This window comes from Sedimentibacter sp. B4 (genome assembly GCF_000309315.1).
GTDB classification, from domain to species: domain Bacteria; phylum Bacillota; class Clostridia; order Tissierellales; family Sedimentibacteraceae; genus Sedimentibacter; species Sedimentibacter saalensis.
Genome location: NZ_CANG01000903.1, coordinates 1 through 22887 on the forward strand (window position 1 = coordinate 1; position 22887 = coordinate 22887).

The 22887-nt window shown below is 29.3% G+C and carries 14 protein-coding genes and 1 riboswitch; all 14 genes read right to left on the reverse strand.

Features of this window, described 5'->3' with window-relative positions:
* Nucleotides 1-426: 426 nt before the first annotated feature.
* Nucleotides 427-1164 (reverse strand): redoxin domain-containing protein, encoded by a 738-nt coding sequence (locus BN358_RS13900; protein WP_019229249.1) that lies wholly within the window; start codon nt 1162-1164, stop codon nt 427-429.
* 194 nt (nt 1165-1358) lie between these two features.
* Complete coding sequence (locus BN358_RS13905) at nt 1359-1754, reverse strand: universal stress protein (protein WP_019229250.1); 396 nt, start codon at nt 1752-1754, stop codon at nt 1359-1361.
* A 19-nt stretch (nt 1755-1773) separates the two neighbouring features.
* Nucleotides 1774-2970 (reverse strand): sodium:proton antiporter, encoded by a 1197-nt coding sequence (locus tag BN358_RS13910; protein WP_019229251.1) that lies wholly within the window; start codon nt 2968-2970, stop codon nt 1774-1776.
* Nucleotides 2971-3289: 319 nt separating this feature from the next.
* A riboswitch (Fluoride riboswitch) is annotated at nt 3290-3348 on the reverse strand.
* A gap of 313 nt (nt 3349-3661) precedes the next feature.
* Complete coding sequence (locus BN358_RS13915) at nt 3662-4570, reverse strand: radical SAM protein (protein ID WP_019229252.1); 909 nt, start codon at nt 4568-4570, stop codon at nt 3662-3664.
* On the reverse strand, nt 4563-4922 hold the full coding sequence (locus tag BN358_RS13920; protein ID WP_019229253.1) for a hypothetical protein: 360 nt from the start codon (nt 4920-4922) through the stop codon (nt 4563-4565). Before BN358_RS13920 ends, BN358_RS13915 begins: the two co-directional genes overlap by 8 nt.
* Nucleotides 4919-6625, reverse strand: a complete 1707-nt coding sequence (locus BN358_RS13925) for a metallophosphoesterase (protein ID WP_019229254.1) — start codon at nt 6623-6625, stop codon at nt 4919-4921. The genes BN358_RS13920 and BN358_RS13925 overlap by 4 nt, the downstream gene beginning before the upstream one ends.
* 328 nt (nt 6626-6953) lie before the next feature.
* Nucleotides 6954-7655, reverse strand: a complete 702-nt coding sequence (locus tag BN358_RS13930) for a hypothetical protein (protein WP_019229255.1) — start codon at nt 7653-7655, stop codon at nt 6954-6956.
* Between the two features lie 327 nt (nt 7656-7982).
* Nucleotides 7983-8954 (reverse strand): hypothetical protein, encoded by a 972-nt coding sequence (locus BN358_RS13935; RefSeq protein WP_019229256.1) that lies wholly within the window; start codon nt 8952-8954, stop codon nt 7983-7985.
* A 14-nt stretch (nt 8955-8968) separates the two neighbouring features.
* A complete protein-coding gene (locus BN358_RS13940; RefSeq protein ID WP_019229257.1) occupies nt 8969-10936 on the reverse strand; it encodes an AAA family ATPase in 1968 nt (655 codons plus the stop codon).
* Nucleotides 10937-11066: 130 nt separating this feature from the next.
* Complete coding sequence (locus tag BN358_RS13945; RefSeq protein WP_019229258.1) at nt 11067-13073, reverse strand: P-loop NTPase fold protein; 2007 nt, start codon at nt 13071-13073, stop codon at nt 11067-11069.
* A 112-nt stretch (nt 13074-13185) separates the two neighbouring features.
* Entirely contained in the window at nt 13186-14379 is a 1194-nt protein-coding gene (locus tag BN358_RS13950; RefSeq protein WP_019229259.1) for an ATP-binding protein, read from the reverse strand.
* A 264-nt stretch (nt 14380-14643) separates the two neighbouring features.
* Complete coding sequence (locus BN358_RS13955; protein ID WP_019229260.1) at nt 14644-15453, reverse strand: hypothetical protein; 810 nt, start codon at nt 15451-15453, stop codon at nt 14644-14646.
* 632 nt (nt 15454-16085) lie between these two features.
* The gene (locus tag BN358_RS13965) at nt 16086-20366 is read right to left on the reverse strand and encodes an ATP-binding protein (protein WP_019229262.1); all 4281 of its coding nucleotides are present in this window, start codon (nt 20364-20366) and stop codon (nt 16086-16088) included.
* 622 nt (nt 20367-20988) lie between these two features.
* Nucleotides 20989-22869, reverse strand: a complete 1881-nt coding sequence (locus tag BN358_RS13970) for a TnsD family Tn7-like transposition protein (protein WP_019229263.1) — start codon at nt 22867-22869, stop codon at nt 20989-20991.
* Between the last annotated feature and the right edge of the window lie 18 nt (nt 22870-22887).

The window sequence follows — 22887 nt, forward strand, 5'->3', positions numbered from 1 at the left end:
GCATTCATAAATCATCTTTTTTATTAAAGTCAAATATTTTGATTATAAGTTTTTTCTAATAATAATGCTAAATACCAATATATTGCTTCACAGTTCTTTTCTGGCTTTATATTATAAACATTCAACCGAACACCCCCCGCATTCAAATTGCATATTAATTGTACTCCCACTATTTGATAAAATCAACTATATTAATGCTTTTATTATTAAGTATTAATTTGGTTTATACCTATTCATTTAAAACGCAAAATCACCTATTGGTAATGTACAAATAGGTGATTCCTTACTTTTAACAAAATTTGACTAAATCTCATTTTTATAACTATTAACATAGAAATTTTATAAATGTATAGTGATAAGTTAGCTGTTTTCTATTAATTATAATCCTTTTACAACGAAATAATTCTTAAGAACTAATATCCAATCTTAGCAATTGTGATTTTGTGCATTTAAATTTGGATTTAGATTATTAATTGCTTCCGTTTCAGTTTCTGCTGCCATGTTTTTATAACATACATACCAGAATGGACATTCATAACCTAATTCAGCAGCTGAATCGACTCTGTTAATAAGGTCTTCATATGTATGAACTGGAGGAGCCAAAACTGGATCACCAGGCTGCCATGCAGCAGGAGTGTGATAATTAGAATTTTTAGTTACTTGAAGCGCATCAATAATCCTTAACAGTTCTACAGCATTTCTTCCGTTGGTATGAGGCATTGTAACAATTGCCACTATTTTTCCTTCAGGGTCTATTAAAAAAGCATCTCGTACAGATTCTTCATATGTCCTGTCTGCATTAACCATCCCATAAAGATCTGAAATTTCTTTATCGTTGTCTGAAATAACAGGAAATGGAACGGTTATTCCCGTTTTATTGAAAACATCATATACCCATGCTAAATTTGCAAAATTGTTATCCGTAGTCAGTGCAATTATTTGTACATTTCTTTTTAGATATTTTGGATAATAATAGGAACCCATAATAATTTCAGTGGTTGATACCGGAGAAAAAGCTGCAGGATGACTGAATAATACAACCCATGACCCTCTGTAATCTGATAAATTAATATATCCGTGAGTGGATAAAGCCCTGAAATCAGGTGCCAGCCTTCCAACGGTCACGGTATTTATTCTATCTTGATCTGTTATGTTCGTAGACATATTATCACCTTATATTTAGATTTATGTTATTACAATATGTTATAATTTGTAAATTGATATAAAAATTGAATAACATTAATAAATAAAGTTGTGATAAGCAGAAACTTTTATTGTATTATTAAATAATATTGTCAACAAAATATAAGTTTAATATGTAACATGTTTAAAGTAATATGCGTTATTATTAATTAGTGTTATTCCGGTATTATCATGACTATACACTTGGCATACTTCACAACATGGGCTGTTACTGATCCTATCATTTGAGTCCACCCTTTTCGTGTCGATTTTGTCATTATTATGATATCCGTTTCATCAGATTCTGCAAATTTCAATATTTCTTCACCGGCATCGCCTACTCTCACATGTTTTGTTACATTGAAACCTTCAAGTTTGCTGGCAACTTCATCTAAAAATGGCATTGTTTCTTCTTTGATTTGCTTGTAATCTGATTCAGATCTAATTCCTTCATCTTCCTTGACGAGAATTATTGAAACATCAACCTGATCTGGTTTGTAAAGAGTTTTTACCAAATCAATTGATTTGAAACTTCTTTTGCTGCCGTCAATAGGCAATAGTATTTGTTTCATACTTATCTCCTCTCTATTCTTATATGACTTTATGATTTGAATTATGATACAACAGTTTCTTATGGGTCATGTCTATTCCAAAGGCACCCAGCGGAGCAGTAATAAGTATTGCTATTACAGCAACAGTAAGAACAATTTGGCCGCATGAAAGCCCCATTGCAAGAGGCACTGAACCAATTGCTGCCTGAACAGTTGCTTTAGGTGTATAAGCTATCATACAGAAAAGACGTTCTTTATTTGACAACTGTGTTTTAAGTAAGCAGATATAAACTCCAATCATCCTGAAAATCAGCACACCTGCTATGAGCAATATTGAACTTATTCCGGCAGCGGCAGCATACTCAATATCAACTGCAGCACCTACAAGGACAAATAAAATCAATTCAGCTGCAACCCACAGTTTAGAAAACTTTGAAGATATGCGTACTGCAAGATTTTGATTGTTTTTTTGCACAATTATACCCATGCTCATTACTGCCAGCAATCCAGAAAAAGGCAGAATTCCTGTTAGTTTGTCTTCTGCAGCAACAAGTAAAAATGCAATGCTCAGCATTACTATAACCTTATATGAGTCTCTCATGTGAAATTTCTTAAACAACTCCAGTATCAAAAGTCCCACAGCAATTCCACCAACCAGTCCCAGAACAATTGATATTGGAATCTCAAGGAAGCTGGAGGCTGAAATACCTTCTCCCATGGCCAAACCGGTAAACGAAGTAAACATTACTATGACAAAAACGTCATCAACTGATGCTCCGGCTAATATAAGCTGAGGAATGCTTTTATCAGTGCCGTAGCCATTTTCCATGAGATTAAGCATCTTCGGAACAACCACAGCCGGAGATACAGCTCCAACCACAGCGCCCATAATTGCCGCATCAAGTAATGAAACTCCTAATAACTTTGGTGCAAGCAGAATCATTCCTACCATTTCAAAGCAGGCTGGAACAAAGCACATGAGAACAGCCGGTCTTCCCACCTTGATTAAATCCTTAATATCCAGAGACAGTCCTGCTCTTGCAAGAATTATTATCAGAGCCAGCTTGCGCAGCTCGGCTGATATTCCTAGTATTGAACTATCAAGTAGATTTAGTACATGCGGACCAAGAACAATTCCTGTTAAAAGCATACCTAGTAGACTTGGCAGCTTTAGTTTTTTAAAAACCGAGCCCGTCAACATTCCTATTAAAAAAATCAAAGCTAAACTTGTTAGCATAAATACCTCCTGATTGTAATGTAAATTATTATGTATGATTCAGAATCATTAAATTATGCTTTCAAGAATATAACTATGACTCTGTAAAATTAAAAATTTGTGACTCTTATTTCATCGCCTCTTACACTAAGGCCACAGATACTGTTGCCCCAATCTTTGGATAATTTCGATTCAGATAAAATCCGTCATTTATACGTGTGTGGGAACAGATTAAGAGCCGGTGAACTTTCTCCTCCTTAAATCATTTCACTTGATTAGTTAAAAAAATAAACCAAACATACCATACATTAAACAAAAAAATCCTACAAATGAAAAAATAACATCTGTAGGAGTCATCAGCTTATGCATTTAAGGGCGAACTCCATCGCCATTTAATATATTAAATTATCTTATATTTGTTAGATTATATCATTCAGGCTGTATTATTACAAGATTAATTTGCTTTTTTAGCTGCAAATATGCACCCCTACAAAAGCACCTATTGGTTATAACCCAATAGGTGCTTCATTGTAATTTTATTTATATATCTAGTCTATGTAGCTTTAAAACAAAGTTTGACAACATAACTTTAAAAAACGTTGAAATTTCGTTAGCTATTTTTTACGGTTTTAAAACAAAGTTTGACTAAATTATTTTGAATATCAAGATAGTTTTTAAAATAAAGTTTGACAAAATAAGTACTCGTAAATTCTTAATTAATAGGGTTTAAACATTTTTCATTATATTCTATGATTTCTTTTTCTTTTATAAAACTATTTATCTTATCTAATTCAGTTATATGTCCTATTAAATATGAATTGACATTTTTAGTACATGCACACGGATATATATCACCATTATATGTAATATATAAAACATTGCTTCCCCCTTGGCACTTTTTTGAATTAAAAAATGGTCTACATGAAATTTTCTCAGGAAAACCTGAAACAGTAATTTTTGTTTTATATAAATTGATATTTTTAATAATTTTATATATTACGTTATTTTGTTCTTCAAGTGATACGCCAATATCTGACCAATTACTTTTAGCACTTCCAGAACAAACTAATCGTAATATTCTTATTTCATCAACACCTAAACATGCTAACTCATTTATAATTTCATCTATTTTATTCAAATTATATTTATTTAATACAAGATGAATTTTTACCTTTATGCCAATATTAATTAAATTATAAATAGTATTAATTGTTTTATCAAAAGAATTCTTATTATTAGTAATATAATCATGTATTTTGGGATTAGTATGATATATAGAAAAATAACAATCACTTATACCTGCTAATTTAAGCTTTTGAAAATACTCACAATTAACTTCATTTGTAAAATCAAGAATTCCAGTTGTAAACAATCCAATATCTATATTTTCACTTACATTCTTTAAATTAGCAACATTAGACATTAGGCAATCATCTAAAAGCGGTTCTCCACCTGTTAAGTATATATGGGTTGGACAATTAATTAGATTTAATAATCGAATGATATCATCTATGCTAAATCCCCTTGCTCTTTGTTGACGCATTTCTATAGAAGAGCAGTGTTTACAATTTAATAAACATCTATTTTCAGTTTCAATTTGAATTTCATAGAATTTATTCATGAGATTCACCAACTTGTTTCTCATATTTAGTAAATCTTAATTTATTCTTATTCAATTTTTCAATATATTTTTCCTCAAGATTAATATCTAATTGATATATTAATTTAATTACATAGATAAATATATCAATTATTTCCTCAGACAAGTTCTCCCTTATTTCATTGAGATTACAGTCTCCACGAATTACCTTTTTAACCAAATTAGATGATTCTCCAAACTCTCCAATCATGCATAAAAGTAAATATTCTAAATTTTCAATATTTTCATCAGTAATTTTCTTATCCCAGCTAAACTTGCCTGCGTGCTCACTATCAAACTTTTTCTGCATTTCAATAATCTGTTCAATTGTCATATATATTTATCTCCTTCCAAATTCAGCATTAAATTCTGCATAGCATTAGATAATTCATCTTCATACTTTTTTATTTCAAGGTAGTTTGATGTTCTGCTTCTTTCCCTTTTTAAAACATCTAATTTATCCAAAACAATGATAAGCATGTCCATAATTGTTTTATAACCATCTGCTTCCGCTATCGCATTTTTAAGATGCAATAAGCCTTCATTTTGTATTACAGTTTCAGAAGACTCAACTTTATCTTTAAGCAATTTAACGATTTCACTTTTATTGTTATTTAGTACTAACTTTGTTAATTGAGCCTCTGTCATTATATCAATTTTTGATTTTTTAAAGCATCCGTATTTCTCCTTGAATTGTGCTCTAAATGCAAGAACATTAATCGATATATTATTAATAGTTCTTATTGAATCTAATATGTCTTTTGCCATAATATAGATTTCGCAAAGATTTATTTTTAAAAAATGATTAACTTCTAACGCTCTCATATAAAGGCTTACTATTAAATTATTTCTATTTTCATTTTCAAAACCAAACTGAATAATATCAAAAGATGGTAAAAAGTTATCATTACTATTAACTACATTACTAAAATTAATTAATGGTATAATCGCTCTACTACTCGTCGCCTTATTATTTAACTCCTCAATAATATAATCCGTACCCCACTTATCTTTATATTTCATATATTGGCCATGATTATAATACAAGTTATCTGGTAATTCAGGAGAATTCCAATCCTTCGCAAGTTCTAAGCTATCATTAAAATGTTCTAATATACTTTTTTCAAAACTTTCAAATGTCATTGTACACTCGAATTTTAGATTCATTAAAAACCCATAGTTCTTAGTATCTTCTACAATATTATCATAAACTTTTTGAAGTGAATGTCCATAATAATTATTTGTTTGTGGCTTTTCGTATTCCAAAATTGAATTATATGAATCTAAGTCGTTACTAAATCTATAATTTGTAATTGATTGTATTATAGTACCTCTTATATCTATTAAATTGAATTGATTATTAATATCTTCTACTGGCTTAAACATAGGCCCAACACCTATAACCAAACATCTTTGTCCAATTTTTATGTTCTTATATCCATGTGTATGACCATGTAAAATTGCAAGAGCATCCCTTTTTTCTATTTCATCTATTAACTTATATGCATTTCTAATAGAAGATTTATCATCATCGTTTTCACTCATTAAGGCATGATGAACAACAAAAATAGAAGGTTTTTCACATGCTATTTCAGATAATGAAGATATATCGATTTTCCCAAACTCATGACTTTTATGGTAAATAGAATTTAGAAGTATTAGGCTAATCTCATTATACTCTCTAACATAAATGTTTTCTTGAGAGTTAAATGTATAAGGTGAAGTTGTAAATTTAGAAATCAATTTATCATAATCATTAAGAGTACCATAACATAAGTCGTGGTTACCAGGCACGAATTCAAAACTAAATATATAATCTTTATAAAGATCTTTAATATAACCAAGAATAGTTTCTGCTTTTTCAAACATAGTTGCATCGCCTTGGTCAACTATATCCCCTAAAATGCAACAAATAACCTCTTCTTGTGTTTTTAAATCATCTTTAATTGCTAAATACATTTTTTTTAATTTGTATTCTATTCGACCCAAGTCAGTATCACAATTAATATGTAAATCAGATATTTGAATTATCTTCATAAATACACCCCATTTTTAAAAATAATTTATAATTATAAAAAAACTTACAAACGCAAGAAGGCTGTAATACAGCCCTACGACACGCAAGGTTAAAAGATAAATAAAGGCTCAACACAAAGTTAATTAAATAGTCATATTCCAAGATTTCAAATTGATTTGTTATATACAGAAATCTAATAAAACTACTTGCTATAACAATCAATTTGTATATGTTTAAACCTCTCTTTTTCCCATCACACATTCATGTCTATATGATTTTTTATGGTTCAAGCAAACAAACTAATATAATCAAAAAATATTTTACAGTTTATAAATGCTTTATCTAATTTTACTCGAATATTGAAATATACTCATCATCTATGTCATACACATCCTTTAAAATTATTTCCATCATTTTAACTTCCGTATGCACTACTTTTTTAAAATACAAAATGCAATTTTCAATTTCGACATCATAATAATAAGGTTCTAATATTTCATTAAATCCATTCTTATCTATATCCATAGCTCTTTCAATGTTGTTTCCAGTATGTATATATTTGCATAATGGCTTATATATATTGTTATATACATTTAACCAATCAATATATCCACTATTTTGGAATACAGTTTTACCAAACCCATTTTTTTGATTTATAGTGATATCATTATTTATTGCATCATACTTTTCAGCGACACTCAAATTTCTAAATTCATTCATATAATCATATTTAAAAAATAAACTACCACTCTCAATGACATTGCGTAGTTCGCGCAAAGCTATGTCATATTGTCCTGAGCAGAAAGAAAAACGTATCCAGTCCAATTGCATTGTTTGTGCCTCTAACGCACAAAATAATATCGAATTAAATGACTTCACATCTTTAAAGTGATGATAAACACTGTGTAAAAATGCACCTGTCCAATTCTCTAACCACGGTGTAATGTTTTTTAATTTCTCACTTATACCCGGATTATCCAATATCATCTGTTGAACTTCTTTACATCCACAGTACATCCCAGGTTTTAAATCAATTTCAAATTCTTTCATTTTGCACCTCGATATATGCTTTTATAAAATATTTAGACTTACTAAATTTCCAATATATTTTCTTATATAGCGTCTACATTTCCACAACAATTTTATACTTTTTTTCTACTACATAATTACAACCAATCTTACGCTTTTTTATTATTAATCTCTGGATTTTCTTGGAATGACACGCTGAAATAGTAAGTATTTTTTTACTTTATGGCTTTTCCCCTCATTCTTATCTTCTTATCTTGTATCTTATGTAAGTAGTAAACTTTTTCATTAAATTTATCATTATCTAAATTTCAAATAAATGCACAATTTAATTTATTAATAAACATCGATTTATATTATTTTAAGTTCCTCTAAAATATCTTTTGTTAATTTTGAAAGAGGTCGTCTCCCTAAATCAATACCTTCAATATAGTTACCAAAAATAATACGAAAAATTTCTTCTTCGTTGGAAAACAAGTCGGGGAAGGAGTATTTTATCTCTTGAATTTTCTCTTTGTTATAAATCTGAGCTTTCTTTAAAAGTTCCTGTACATATTCTTTATGAAATTTATAAGATTTAGCAATACTCATTTCGTTTATATTTTTTTCAATTAAATCGCCACCACTATCATAATTATATAGAAAGCTAATATCTATCTCATTGCTATTATTTATCCAATCGGCAGTTAATGGTATATACGATATTTTTAAAGCATCAAAATTGTAATCTTGGTTATGAGGAGAAACACCAATTAATTTGCTTCCTTTAATATGATTACATGAATAGCATGTAGGAATCAGATTATATAAACATAATGCAAAGATTGGGTAAATATTTCTAGGATAAAAATGGTCAAGTTGTGCCATTGCTTTTGTATCACGATTTAATATGAAATTTTCATTGCAATATGGGCAGCATTTAATATTAAACTTTTCTATAATCATTATATTTAAATTATTCTTACTAAATTTATCGTAGGTTTTATATATTTTCTCCCACGCTCCAATATATTTGCGAGTTGTCTTACCTTTTTCACTCTTCTCCAATCTCCAAAATAATCCTTTTGTTTCTGAAGGAATCTTCTTGAATATTTTTTGTAAATCTGCATAGCTTGCCACTATCAATTCTTCAAACAATGTTCTTCCTTTTTGCTCTGAGAAATCGTTATAACTTAATCCAAATTCTTTCAATTCTCTGTTTATATCTTCTGTTTCTTTATAGAAGTGATCATCAAAATTACTTTTAGTACTTCCATGAACAAATAATTTCTTAATTTCATTTAAATACCAATCAGTTTCTTTAATTTTTTGTATTTTTATCATTAGAGTTTATCTCCCTAACTATTAATTTTATTTAGACATACTAAAAGTTCATTTATTCTATCTTTTAATTCATCAAGTTCTTTCTCCCTTAAAATTTTGCCATTTGTAATATACAATTGCAAATCATTAATTTTCTCTTTATACATCTGTATTCTCTTTTCTTGATCAACTATATCTTCAGTAAATTTATTATAATACAACTTTTCCAATTTATTTTTTACAATGGGTTCACCAATTATAGAAATTATATATTTGGCTTCTTCTTTTGTAATTTTGTTATAACAATAATCATCTTTGTCATAATTATCTCTTAAGTAATTAACAACTTGGTTAATCTTCTGTTTAGAAAACTCTCCAATAGTAGAATTCATAAAAAAACTATCTTTTAATAAAGTGTTTATATTTGCTCCAAATGTATTTGAACTTTTATGTATAACATTACCCCTTTCGAGATAAATAATGTTGGAAGAAGGAATATCCGATAATGCAAATGGGTTATTAGTAGTAAAAATAATTTGTACTTTGTAATTGTTAAAAACAGAATCAACAAATTTAAAAACATCGTTTATAACTTTAGTTTGCAAACTTGGATGGAAATACAAATCTATTTCATCTATTAACAATAATATATTTTTATTTTTACTCGATTTTGATGCTATTTCTATATATGCTGAATATAATTCTAAAAAAATTCTACCCCGATAAAATTCGCCTGAACTATATTTTCCTTTTCCATTTCTATCTTCTATAACTAAAGAACAATCATAATATTCAGAAATTTTATTATTTGAGCCAAAATACTCTAAAATATTCTTCACATTATTTTTATATTCAGCTATCCATGGAATAATAAAAGACTTATCATCTTGATAGTATTTAATATATTTATTATTGTTTTTATTAATTAAATACAATAGGTTCTGAAAAAAATCCAAATTTGAAAAATTAATAGCTTTTTCTTCAATATAATCTTTAATAATTTCTATTCCATTTTTCGAATCAGTTTGTGCCAATCTTTTTATGAAATTCTGCAAGTGTTCATAGCTTAGTTGTTCATCCTCAATCCATGACTTCATTAGGCATATCGAAAATAAATTAATTGCTGACTCATATTCCAATTTGCCATCACTTTTTTTATATACATGTCCATTTAGAAAAGTTGAAAATCGCTTCTTACCTATCCAAAAGTTTTTCATAAAATGAATTGAAAATTTGTTATGCAAATCATATATTTTTTGATTATCTTTAAATTCAATTTTCAATAATTCAGGTAAATCATTTATTTCAAATTTAGACAATTTTTTATATTCATCACTACATAAAAATTCGAGTAATTTTAAATATTGGCTGTTTGTCAATATATGTGACAATCTATTACTATCAAAATCAGCTTTTTCAATAATTTCTTTTACTTGTTTATCAATAGAAAGATCAATTATAAATTTATTATGTCTCCTATTATAGGATGAAGCAAAATTATTAGAAAAATATATAAAGTTATTAAAGAAATTCTCATTATCAAATATTCTATCTATTTTTTTGTATTGTTCACTATTTGCCCATTCTTCTTGTGTATAAAAATTTATACCTAATGTCTCTACCGATTTATCTATACGTAGATTTTTGCAATTAGAATATACTATATAAATATCATCTTTCTTCATAATGTAAATTATACCTTCGTTATTCATTGCAGTAATTGCTACTCCAATATTATCAATGATAGTATCAAATAGCGATGTCTTTCCAGATCCATTTTTCCCTACTATTGCAAAAACAGAAGAAACATTTTTCCCAAAAAAATCATTTGGTATTCTATCAAAGTTTATTTTTTCAGCAGATAAGATATAATTATATTCCTCATGTTCTTTATCAATTTCTATATGAAATTTAACTTCATTATCAAAATTAAATCCTTGTCCTTTAAAAATCCCTTTGTATACATGAACAAAACATAAAGTTGATACCGTTGAAATATTCATATTTTAGCACTTCCTAATCATAATATTTGTGTGAAATTTGATCCATCTAATTCACCCATTGTATTTTATGGTAATCGAATTAATATGAATATGATATTTATTGAATTCTTTAACACTTATTTTTGATAATTCAACTTAATTTACCTAAAATTTCTTCTAAATCTTTTATTAGATATTTCAAATTGTTGTTTTTGATCTTTTGATTATATACAAGTTGTAAAGAATACTTTTTTAATTCACCAATTAATTTATCTACGTATTCTTTTTCATCTAAATAATAATCTTTTATATTTGCAAAATTATATATTTTACGCAATGCTACTCTAAATTCAATTATCTGATTATTCCTAGCATTCTTTATTGATTTCACTAGGCTTTCAAAATCAAACAAGCTTATGAATGCCCTTTTATCAATTAACATCATTTCTTTGTCTTGTATAAATTCATCAACAGACTTAGACCATGTTTCTTGATTATTAAGGAAATAATTTAATTTATCAATAATAGTTTCGTTATTGACATCATTAAGATAATTATTTAACTCGTTTGCACATTCAGTAAACAATTTGCTGTCTTCTTTTGTTTCAAAGTCAGAACTACTCCAACCAAAAACATCAAAACTATCATTTTTCTCCGGTTTCAGTTCTTTCATATTATTTTTCATCAAATCCATTATTTCTTTAATATCTTTTGATTGTATTCCTAATCTATTAAATTTAATATTTAAAGTTATTATATTTAAATAAACTGTTATATTATATTTATTTGGATCACATTTTAAAGTCTCATTAATTTCATTTATCAATTCTAAAACTTCTTCATCTTCTATTAGCCACCAATTATTATTTAATATAAATAAAGGATCATTAGGATCATTAATTTGTTTATTTTCTAATTCATTATATCTTTTTATTACTTCTATAGCCTTTTCTTTATTGAAAGTTGCCCCTTTAATATAGTTATCTATAAATTTAAATCCCTTAATATAACTATTAAAATTATAGATATTTTTACTTACTACCACATCCATTATTTCATTATTACTTTCCCATTTAGGTAAATCTTGTCCCGTTTTATATAAGATTGAAATTACTAAAGTATACTTAAACATATCATCAAGTAATTTTTCCAATCTAGTAAATCCTAATGCTTTGATTAAGTTTTCAGTAATATTATTATATTTATCTAAACAAAATAATATTGTTCTTATATTCTGATGATTATAATAATTTAGTTTTTCAATTATGTAAGCTTTATTATATATAATAATATTTTTAATCTTTTCATCATTTATACTATTAACTGTAACAGTTTCAATAATTTTATTAAAATCAGGTTTGTAATATAAAGTGACACCTACTAATTTTTCCTTTATTTTTTTATAAAGATTATCTTGTCCAAATATTATATTAATCTTATTAAGTAATTCATCAACATTGACTTTTTCATTATTATCCTCATGTTTTTCATCTCCAAACAAATCCACGCTTACATCCGATTCATTTTTTGAGTCATTAAGTACTAAGTCATTATTTAGTGCCACTAAATACTTAAGTTCTCTATTTAAATCCATATTTGTGCTAGCAATTTCTTTCTCATTCGATATAATAATTGTTTTAATTCCATCATGTTCAACATAATTATTTATATAGCCCAATAAATTATTAACATTCATATTACATCTTTCTAAATCATCAAAAATAAGTATATAATTCTTCGAAGATATATCGCTAAAATCTATTATTTTCTTAGGTAATAATATTCCATAAAAACTAGATACTCCACTTATAACTGCCTTTCCTATGTTTGAAGCAAGTTTTATGTTCTTACGATTAAAAAAACTTTTAAATGGCATAACTTCTAAAAGTATCTGAAAGTCTAACTCTTCTTTTGATGAAATACCATATAGTGAAATATAAATAATTTTCTTATTATCAGGTTTTCCATTCTGACTTTTCCTGCTTTTTTCATTTGCCTCTAAAGCTGGAATGAGGCTGTTTTTAATAAAATATGTTTTACCACTTCCCCAACTTCCATCAATGAGGACAGCATAATTATAGTTAGATTTATTTATGTAATTATTAACATAATCTATTATTTCATTACCAGACATATAATTTAAAAGTTCGTTCTCCATATCAACCCTCATTATTAATATATCATTTGAAAATTTCTTAATCATAGAATTATATATATTATAGTTATTCAGTATTCACTTTTAGTGTTACCTAATTAATCGATCCATACTTCTAATGCCTACCAAGCGCAAAATCCACAAAGTCTTGTGGTAACCCCTTTATTAGCATCTGTTCCACAACATAACCACTTTTTACTTCATTTGCTTTTCTAATTATATTTGCACAAATATCATATTCTGGAAATTCAGGATTTTCCAAGACATATCCTGGTTGAACCAAGCTGAAATCAACCGATAACAATTGATCTATTACCTCATCTTGATTTAGCTCTATTGCACTTAATATAGCCACATTTCGTTTTATTAAATATTGGCGAAATTTCTTATATAAGAGCTTTATTTTATGCAAAATTTCCCCTTTAGCAATAATAAAAAACTCCTTTGGTTCACTTCTAAAAAACTTACCATTAACATCTTCAAAAATTGTATTAACATAAGTCTTTGTATTTAAGTAACCTTTATCATCAAAGTGTAAGGTAATGCAATCACTACTTAAAAAATCAAATAGTATCTCTCTTTTAAAATGAGTATTAGGCGGAACTTCAAAAGGATTATCTCTAATATTAATACTCGGAAGAATATCAAAAATTGAACGTTCTATCTTACCAAACTGATTCTCAAATTCGACCCAACCATTATTAATTAGCAATGGACGATTCGATAAATTAATTATTTCAATATCCATTTTACCGTATGTCAGATTTTCAGGTAATATATTTTTCATATGTATTGGAGCAATTAATATGTAATTATCATAAGGTTTAATTTCTTGGAAATGTCTGTTTAAATAAATATCATCTAGATCCATTCTAGTTGCTTTAGTATTGACGGAACCTTTTCTAATAAATATATCACCCTTTTTCGCCTTACCACATTCATTCTTTAGCATATATGGTTGGTTTTCATTGCTTTTGGGAATTTTTATATAGGCGATTTTTTTATTTTCAATTAGTACTGAGTTTAATATTATAGTTACTTTAGGTTCGACCTTTTCAAATAACAAATTTTCTAATATTGCTATATCAGGCATTGTATTTGTGTCAATTCCGCAAATATTACAGCTGCCGTCTTCAACCCCAAAGATTAGAAATTTATCCTTTTGCTGTAGATTGTTCGCAAAAGAAACAATATCAATTATAAAATTTTCTTTATCATTCTTCAGAGCATAAAATTTCTCTTTGAAATCCACCCATTCACATTCTAGTGAATCTTCAATGTATTGCATTACAAGTTCTCTATCACTCAAAAGGTTTCATCTCCATCTTATCAGTTTTTCTATTATTTTATATATATTAATACCTTAAAAAGAGTATAAACTTTTATCCGTATTACGATAACTATACATTTTATCCAATATAAACATAATGGGAAGTTAATTAACTTGAGTCATTATTGAAAATATGTAATGGAGTATTGGGGTTACAATCATCATACGCAGCCCTAGTATGTATATCTACTGTAATCAAGGTATCTTGAAACGAGAATATTCAAAGAATTATGAAACTCTAGATTATATATAAGTGACATCCAGAATTGAATCATCAACTTGTGCTACATTATAAGCCTTATTCATTTCAAATATCGCTCTCCAGAAAGACTTAACAATCATTGTTCCATTTTTAATGTTTATTATCTGACCTAACCTTGTTGCATCTTGGTAAGGAATATTATTACTTTCGGCCTTAAAACTAACTCCACCTATATACTTTCCATCAATACCTATATCAACAATTATCCTTGTTTGAAATATTTGTAATATAACATTTGTACCACCCAAAAATTCAATTAATAACGAAATTAGCTTTACATGATCTTTATCTTTTTCATTAATATGCAAATTATCAATAAAGAAGAGATCCAAGTCTTCGTTTCTTATGTTTTTTGAAAATATAAGCCTACGTAAAGAATCATGATCCGCACCTTTAACAAATGAATCACCTAGTATGTAATAACCTGAAGCTAAAGCTACCTTCGCTATAAATTTAACTCTAGTATAAAGATTGATAGTCATACCGGTAGTTATTTCACCATTAGGCTTTATATGTTTTTTAATAATTGGATCATATATATCAATTCCACTCTTTTTAAAAGTAACACTCACTGGTTTATTATTAATGCTACTATTTATGAACTTAACCTCTTGTTCTTTTTTTGAATGTCCTTTATGATTTTCATGTAAAAGCCTTAACCTTACGAGTGGATCGTTTACATATTTTCCATCTACGGTACTTCCCAAAACAGAGTTAAGTTGTTTATCTACATAAATTATAAATTCATCAGAACCTCCTAAACTTTTAGGTATTATATGTTCTATGCTCATTTGATTTCTTGATATATTTTTATCAGAATAAATACAGTATAGTTCTTCGTCTATATTGATCTACCTCCTCGTTCATCTATTAATTATCTCTTCTTTCTATGTATTTAATATAAATGAGCTTGTCTGTTTTAAACATAATGTGTAACTGTCATATCTCAAGACTTCGAATATTTTGAAAGTGAGGCGATGTCGTGAATTAATCGCTCAAATGATTCTTTGTCCCAAAATCTAGGATGCATATAGCCATGAACAACTTTATTACGATTATCTCCCTTATCTCTAGGGCTCGAAGACGAAAAATAAGCCTTTGTCTTTTCAAGAAGTGCAAAGTAATCTAGATTGTTACTATTTTCTGAAATAGCAAGGCTAATTAGACATATACCTACTTTGCACCTTTTGAGATTACCTGAATCATCTAGTATCTCAATGCCATATTCCAATGTTGTAGATCTTATAAATTCTTCCAAGTAAGAATATGCTAATGGGGTTATAACAGAAAAAGAATTCAGAACTGTTTGATACACTTCCTGAACCATCTCCCAATCAGGCAACCAATTTCAAAAGTACCGCAAACATCTTTCTAAATACTCCATAATACTTCACCATTGGCATTTGCAATTCAAAGATAATGGTCAACGGATTTTCACTTTACTATCTATATGCGAAGAAATCTGCAATGTAATAAACTTGTCATTTTTCAAGAAACCAATACTACAACAGTCTTTTTCGGCGTAAAATTCACCGAACTTTTCTTTAGACTTTCCATCTTCTCTACGATATTCACGCATTATCCAAAGAAGTTTATTCCCGCTTTCTTCTGCCTTTGCAAGTAATTCTTCTTTATCTGCCAGAAGGTAATCTTGATAAGTTCGCCATTTTTCGCCTGTTATGCAGTATTCAGCTTTTACCTTTTTATCGTTGTCATAGAATAGGTAGCCATCTGAATTACTGATATGGAGTAAATCCCTTACATGGAAAGATGGCAAGTCGTAATAAACATCGCCATACTCCTGAAAATTATAGCAACACTTGTCGATAGCAGATTGAATATTTAGTTGAGGAAAATAATCAACAAATCTACTATTATATCGTTTTTTCCAAGGAAACCAACAAACTTCTTTAGGAGTAATATAACAGGATGCCTGAACACCACCTCTCCAATCCGAAGGATTTGATATATTATAAGCCAAATTAGAATCGGCACTTAACATATCAAGAAATTTATCAAAATCGTCAGTAGCAATTAATATTGAACTGATAAAGAGGCATGTCTCAACTCCTGCAGGGCCGTAAAAGCATGAGTATCCTCCTAGAGCTGCTAAGTTATTGCTCTCTACTCTGTATCTTTGCGCATTATTATCTATAAATAGCCATTTAACCCATTCAATATCTGGTGATTCAATTATTGAATTGATTACATCTTCCTTTGTGCTGTATTGTCCTTCTAGTATAACAGCTTTTTTTTCAGGAATATGCCAAGGATGATCTTCTGGTATATTATCTGGATCGATTTGATTGAGTTCCTGCATTGGTATGATAAAATCGTCCAATAGCCCATAATCAGAAACACGAACCACTTCATAATCATCACAATATAAAAGGCGATCTGATAGAAACCCGCTAATTACATTTCTTGCCTGCCAAACATATTTTTCACAGATTGTCATAACCTTACTTTGAGATCCATGTGTAGCCGGATGATATGAGCCGCTAATTGCATAATCCACGCCACTGGCTTTTTTCTCTTTATCATAATAATGAAATTCTTTTTCATTCCATCCACATTGTGTTACAAAGGCAAAAGCAGCAGATATGATAAACTGGTCTGTTGAAATTCCATTATAGTCTGGTTGTTCTTTTGCAATTTGATTAATTAGCTTTTCATACTGATTTTCTACTCGTCTGCCGTAATTAGAAAAGCACGAAGTAAAGTGGTCAATTAGCACATATCTAGCTAAATCGTAGTCAATACCACTATAGCCACCCATACGTGTTCCGGACAATGCGCCTTTATCTAACGGAATAAAATTGCCAACAGGATTATACGGAGGCAAAAACGCTTTTACAGCTTTTACAGCGTTTACGTCGATAAATCCCAGAAAAATTGCCTTTTGGACTATAGCACATGAATAATATCTTATCGAAATGTCATAATTTTTTTGGATCTTATCTGGAGCTAAAATATTTTTGAGCAGCCAATCAGCGGCTTTTTTTACGAGGTTCTGGTTTTCATCTTCGAATAAGAGAGACATTAAGATTGAAAAAATATCACTGCGTATTTGAGGATCATTTACAGAAGAAAACTTGATAAATAACTTATAAAACTCAGCTGGGGCTAACCGGGCCCATTTCATGAGAGAATCTCTATAAAATTTTCGCTGCGAGTTGTTAACGGAAGAAAGCCCCCATGCGTATATTACTGGGCAGCCACCAGCCACATCGTCATCGGATAAAACATATTCATCGTCATTAAGTGCTAGCTCATTTGCGTAATACCATTTATCGGTATGTGTGCCTTTCAGGTAACACGGTATCGACCATATTATATCTCTATCGGCGGGGTATTTAAAACTAGATAAAAATTCATCAAGCAACGCACTTCCGAGAGGATGTCGTAAGTCTCTTGCCAATGGCAAGACAACATTATTTGTAATCGACATAAGAGGTTCTGCACCATCCGACATTATTTGTAGAAGCCTTTCTTTATACGTTTCGGCTCTACTTGGGTTTGAATGACGCAATGCGATAAATAGCAATTCTTCTTTAAACCACGGTTTTGCTACATTATCAATGGTTGCATTAGATGTTATAAGGTAGTCGAAACTTTGAATGGCTATAATAGTCAACGTATACAGCGTGTTTTTCTGAAGATATTTGCACTTGTCAAAATCAATATCCTGTGGATACTTATACTCGTCCAAAAGAATTAGGGCAGATGCGTAGTCAAAATACCCTTGAATTCCGGGGTAATAGAAATAAGCATCCGGTGAAAGGTACCCAGAACCATGTTCACAAAACAGCCTTAATATGCCATAGTCCGCCAAATATTGCATCATCATCTCTGCATGCGCTCTTTCTAAAGACAACCCCTTTAAGGCAGTTTCAATAAGTGCATTTTTTTCAAGACGAGGTTGTTTATAAAATGCCTCAGCAATCAGTCTGATTGCTTTTAGGATATACTGATTACTTGTTGAGGCAGCATTGATTTTTGTACAGAATTCTTTTTCTAGGATATTAATTTTTTCTTTAAGAAGCGTTGTTATAGAAACATCTGCTCGATCATGGTACTCTATGGTTTTTCCCATATTCATGTCACAAAATAACTTTAATGATAGTGGAGTTGTTAATGCATATTTTACCCAACCAGCATTTGTAACATTGATATTGTAAGCTTGAGTATATCTTGAAAAAAGTTTATAAGTCGGAGCATCGCCGCTAGCGCCAATGTTTATCACATTTGCGTACTTAACATCTGGCTCGACCACATAGGGTCTGGATGTAAAGCAAAATCGAATTTGAGGGTATTTTTGAACAATTACACTTGTTTCTTGAATTCGTTCGATCCACTTCTGGTGAAGCGAGGATTCATCAATGCCGTCAACAATGATTATGGCCTTCGGTAAGATGTGCATCTGTTCTTCTGAATTTATAGCTTGAAATCGCTTTCTGTTTGACAGAGAAGATAATGCTTGCCAAATCTCATCTTCGCTCCAGTCATTTGACAATCCAAGACCTGAAATAATTATATTTTTCCATGTATAATCTGCAGGAATGTCGCGTGCCTGAATTAGTATAGGAATATGATTTCCATCATAAAATAGTTTTTCGGTTTCTGCAGCAACTCCATGGGTTTTTCCAGTCCCAGGCTCCCCTAAAAATAGCAGACTTTTTCTGTCGTTCCCACGCTTAATAATTCTCAGTACATTTCTTGTATCAACTTTCTCTAATTTTCGTAGTACTTTTGATACTTCATAGAAGTGAAAATGGTGATGATACTCTTCTTTACTTTCTTTTAACTGTTCAGCAAGCGTATCTATGTCAATACCAAAAGCAGATTCATCTATGGAAACACCGAATATTGTTTCATTATTTAACCACGCCAACTCCTTATCTACTTCATACTTCATTGCGGTTAAACGATCCTTTGTAGCGGTTAATGCAGTTGATAATTGTGGATCATTATCTCCACATACAGAGATCAACTCGTCTGACGCATAAGAATAATCGTCACAGAGCGTGCTGAGACTCTCAAATGTCAGTCTGATAGCATTCCGTCGCTTTTGATGCCCTAAAAATTCGGAAATGCAATTATCAATTTCACCATATGTATTTAATTCAGGCACATATTTCGTTGACAACCAGCTTTCTTTGCTTTTGTTAAACGAGAATCTTGCATTTTCCTCAGAAACCTCAGCATTTTTAAACCAAAACTTATATATTCCTGTAGATGACTCTTTTTGAAGTTCTGAGACAAGCCGCGTTTCGTTCCATAAATCAATAGATAGAGTAGGAAACTCCATCGACATAGCTACCTTCATTTCGTTCCATCGTTTGTCTTCTGAATTCTCACCTTTACCCGTCACCGAAGCGAGATCTCTAGGGATGCAAACAATGTAACGAACAATCTGAGAGCGAACTTTCATCGCTGTCTTGACAGAGTTCTTAATCTGGTTCATCTGACTTTCAGAAATGCTTGAAGGAAACCATTTCACCTGTAATCCTATAATTTCTCCATTGGTTAATACAGCCAACGATTCTACTCCTCCGTCACCACCTGCACCATTTACAATGCTAAAGGAGGCAATATTTGAAGGATATTCCTCCTTGCACCAGTTTTCAAAGAGTTGATTGCATAACACCTCAAAAGCCTTAGTAGGCGCGTCGTTATATGTTTGAAAATTTGTCCAATTCACATTTCTCACCTCTCTTTTGGATACCAATATAAAGATTCTAACTTTTATTTAAGACCTTTTTTTCAATATCAAGTTTCACATTATTGCTATAACCAACCTTCTAAATTTCATCATACATTATTTGTAAAATTTTGATTTTCTCAACTATATGTTTAATACCACAATCTATTCTGTTGAGGTGTTAAATTTAGTGCGGCTTATTCATTATCTCAATATAAAAGTACATCTCTATATTAACATTTTAAGTTATGGAAATATTTTTTTTAGAAAAGAAGTTTTGTATATAGTATTTAATAAGATCCAAACTTTTTTGGCATATACGATATGTTTTTAGATGCAATTGAACACCCCCCGTATTCAAATCATACTTTTAGTTTACTCTCTTAATATGGTAAAATCAACTAATTTTATACATTATTTAACAAAATATTACTCAATTTGCATGGAATTTTAATAAACAAAAACATAACTAAACATAAGGACAATGTTCATTTATGGTGGCAGGAATCTTCTCAATCCCAATGTAACATTAAACTTCCAAATAAAAAATGCAGATATTAATTAAAATATCCTAATGATATTTTTAATGTCTGCATTTTTACTTTCCAATGTTAGTTTATCCTTATAATTTATATACTAACTTATCTTTAATTTCATTGAATGCTATTTTGTTAATCCCGGCTAATTTTTGTATCTTCCATAATTGCATAGGTACTTCGTCATTAATAAAAGCTTTAATAATATTATTACATCTTCTAATTCTAAATTGTTCAACTGATTCTTGTTTGCTATGAATAAATTGTATTGTGTTAGGTAGTTTTTCGGCATGGTTGTATAACATATTCCTAATACCTAATTCTGTACCAATTGCAGATTTTGTAACCCTTTGATATGGAATTCTATTATATATTTCTTTGCATTTTTCTTCCACTAAGTTTAAATAAATTCTATCTCTTTCATTCCAATTTATCTTAACACATTTGCTATTTTCAATGCATTTTGGTAATACAAACACTCTATCCATCCAATCCTTATCATATTTACAGATATATCTAATTTCATTTGGCACTAATGCTTTTATTTTTAGTTTTCCGGCGCCTTTATTCGATTCAATGACTTCTATTACTTTATCCTTGAATTTTTCTAATTTAAAGCCGTTTTTTTGTTCTTGTTCATCGCTATTAACTTGATTATTTTCAATTTTATTTGACCCAAAATAGTTCATATTTAATTCACTTGCTTTTTTTCTAATGGTATTAGGATCACATCCCATAATATTAGCTAATTGCCTGGAACTATAAGTACCTTCTTTTAGGAACTCAATAAACTTATCTGTCCATATATGTCCGAACTCCTTAGTTTTACCTATTTTATATCGATCCTCAGAAGTTTTGTCTGGACCTTTTCTAGAGTATATGTATCCACAGCTACATTTAAAAGTACCCATTGGAACTGGAGCTTTCGAATCTTTAGTTATTATTATATCGCTTATTACATCCTGTCTGTAATGCTCTGCAGCCTTATTTAAACAAGGCCATGGGCCTTGCCCAAAAGGATTGTATTTTTTATTTACATGACTTAAAAAAATATCTATATCGCCAACTAAAAAATTAATTAGTAATAAGTGCCTAAGCGGGTGGGATGTCCTATTAGACTTTCTTGATATTACCTTTAACCAATTATAGTCATTATTAAAATCAATATCACATTCAAGAAGTTTTAAAAACTCTTCATCATAAAACCTTGTGAATTCATAATATAATTCGTTTTGATGTACTATATTACCAATTGACATAAAGCCATTTTCATATAATAAATTCTTATATGTATTTAAAACATCATTTCTATCAATATTATTGATAGAGCATTGAAGAAGTTTATAAGCCATTTGCGATATTTTAATAAGCTTTTCAAAATCAATACCATTATCATTAATTATGTTTATATCTTTCTTGAAATCTAACTCCTTTTCCTCTAGTCTTATATACTCAATTCTACTTGTATTTTTACTATTCTTTTTATAAGTTGATAATATTGTCTTATGATGAGGACATACTAAAATACCTTCTAATTGATGCTCTCTATGTATGTAAGGTTCTCCATACTTTTTTATATCAGACTCAACACATTTGCAACAATATTGAATTCCTTTTTTTCTGCAGATTCCCCCTGCTGCGAACCCTAATGAGGTATAAATACCTTCGCAATTCCCATATTTCATATTATTAAGTAGACTGATTTTTCTTTCCATTGGTAAAAATGGATTATAATAAGGAAAAATTGTATGATTTTCAATTAAATCTTCAACATTATATTTGCCTTCTATTTGACTACACAAATAATCAAGATTGCTACCCAAATATAAATTAGGTATTACTGTTCTTTTACCAAACAACTCTTCTAAAGTATCCAACAAATCTATATTACCTGCATAATGATGATACCGTGCAAATGTTGAATATAACAATTCATTAATGTATGGATCTGTAAAAAATGTTAACATAGCCCATTCCTTTTTATT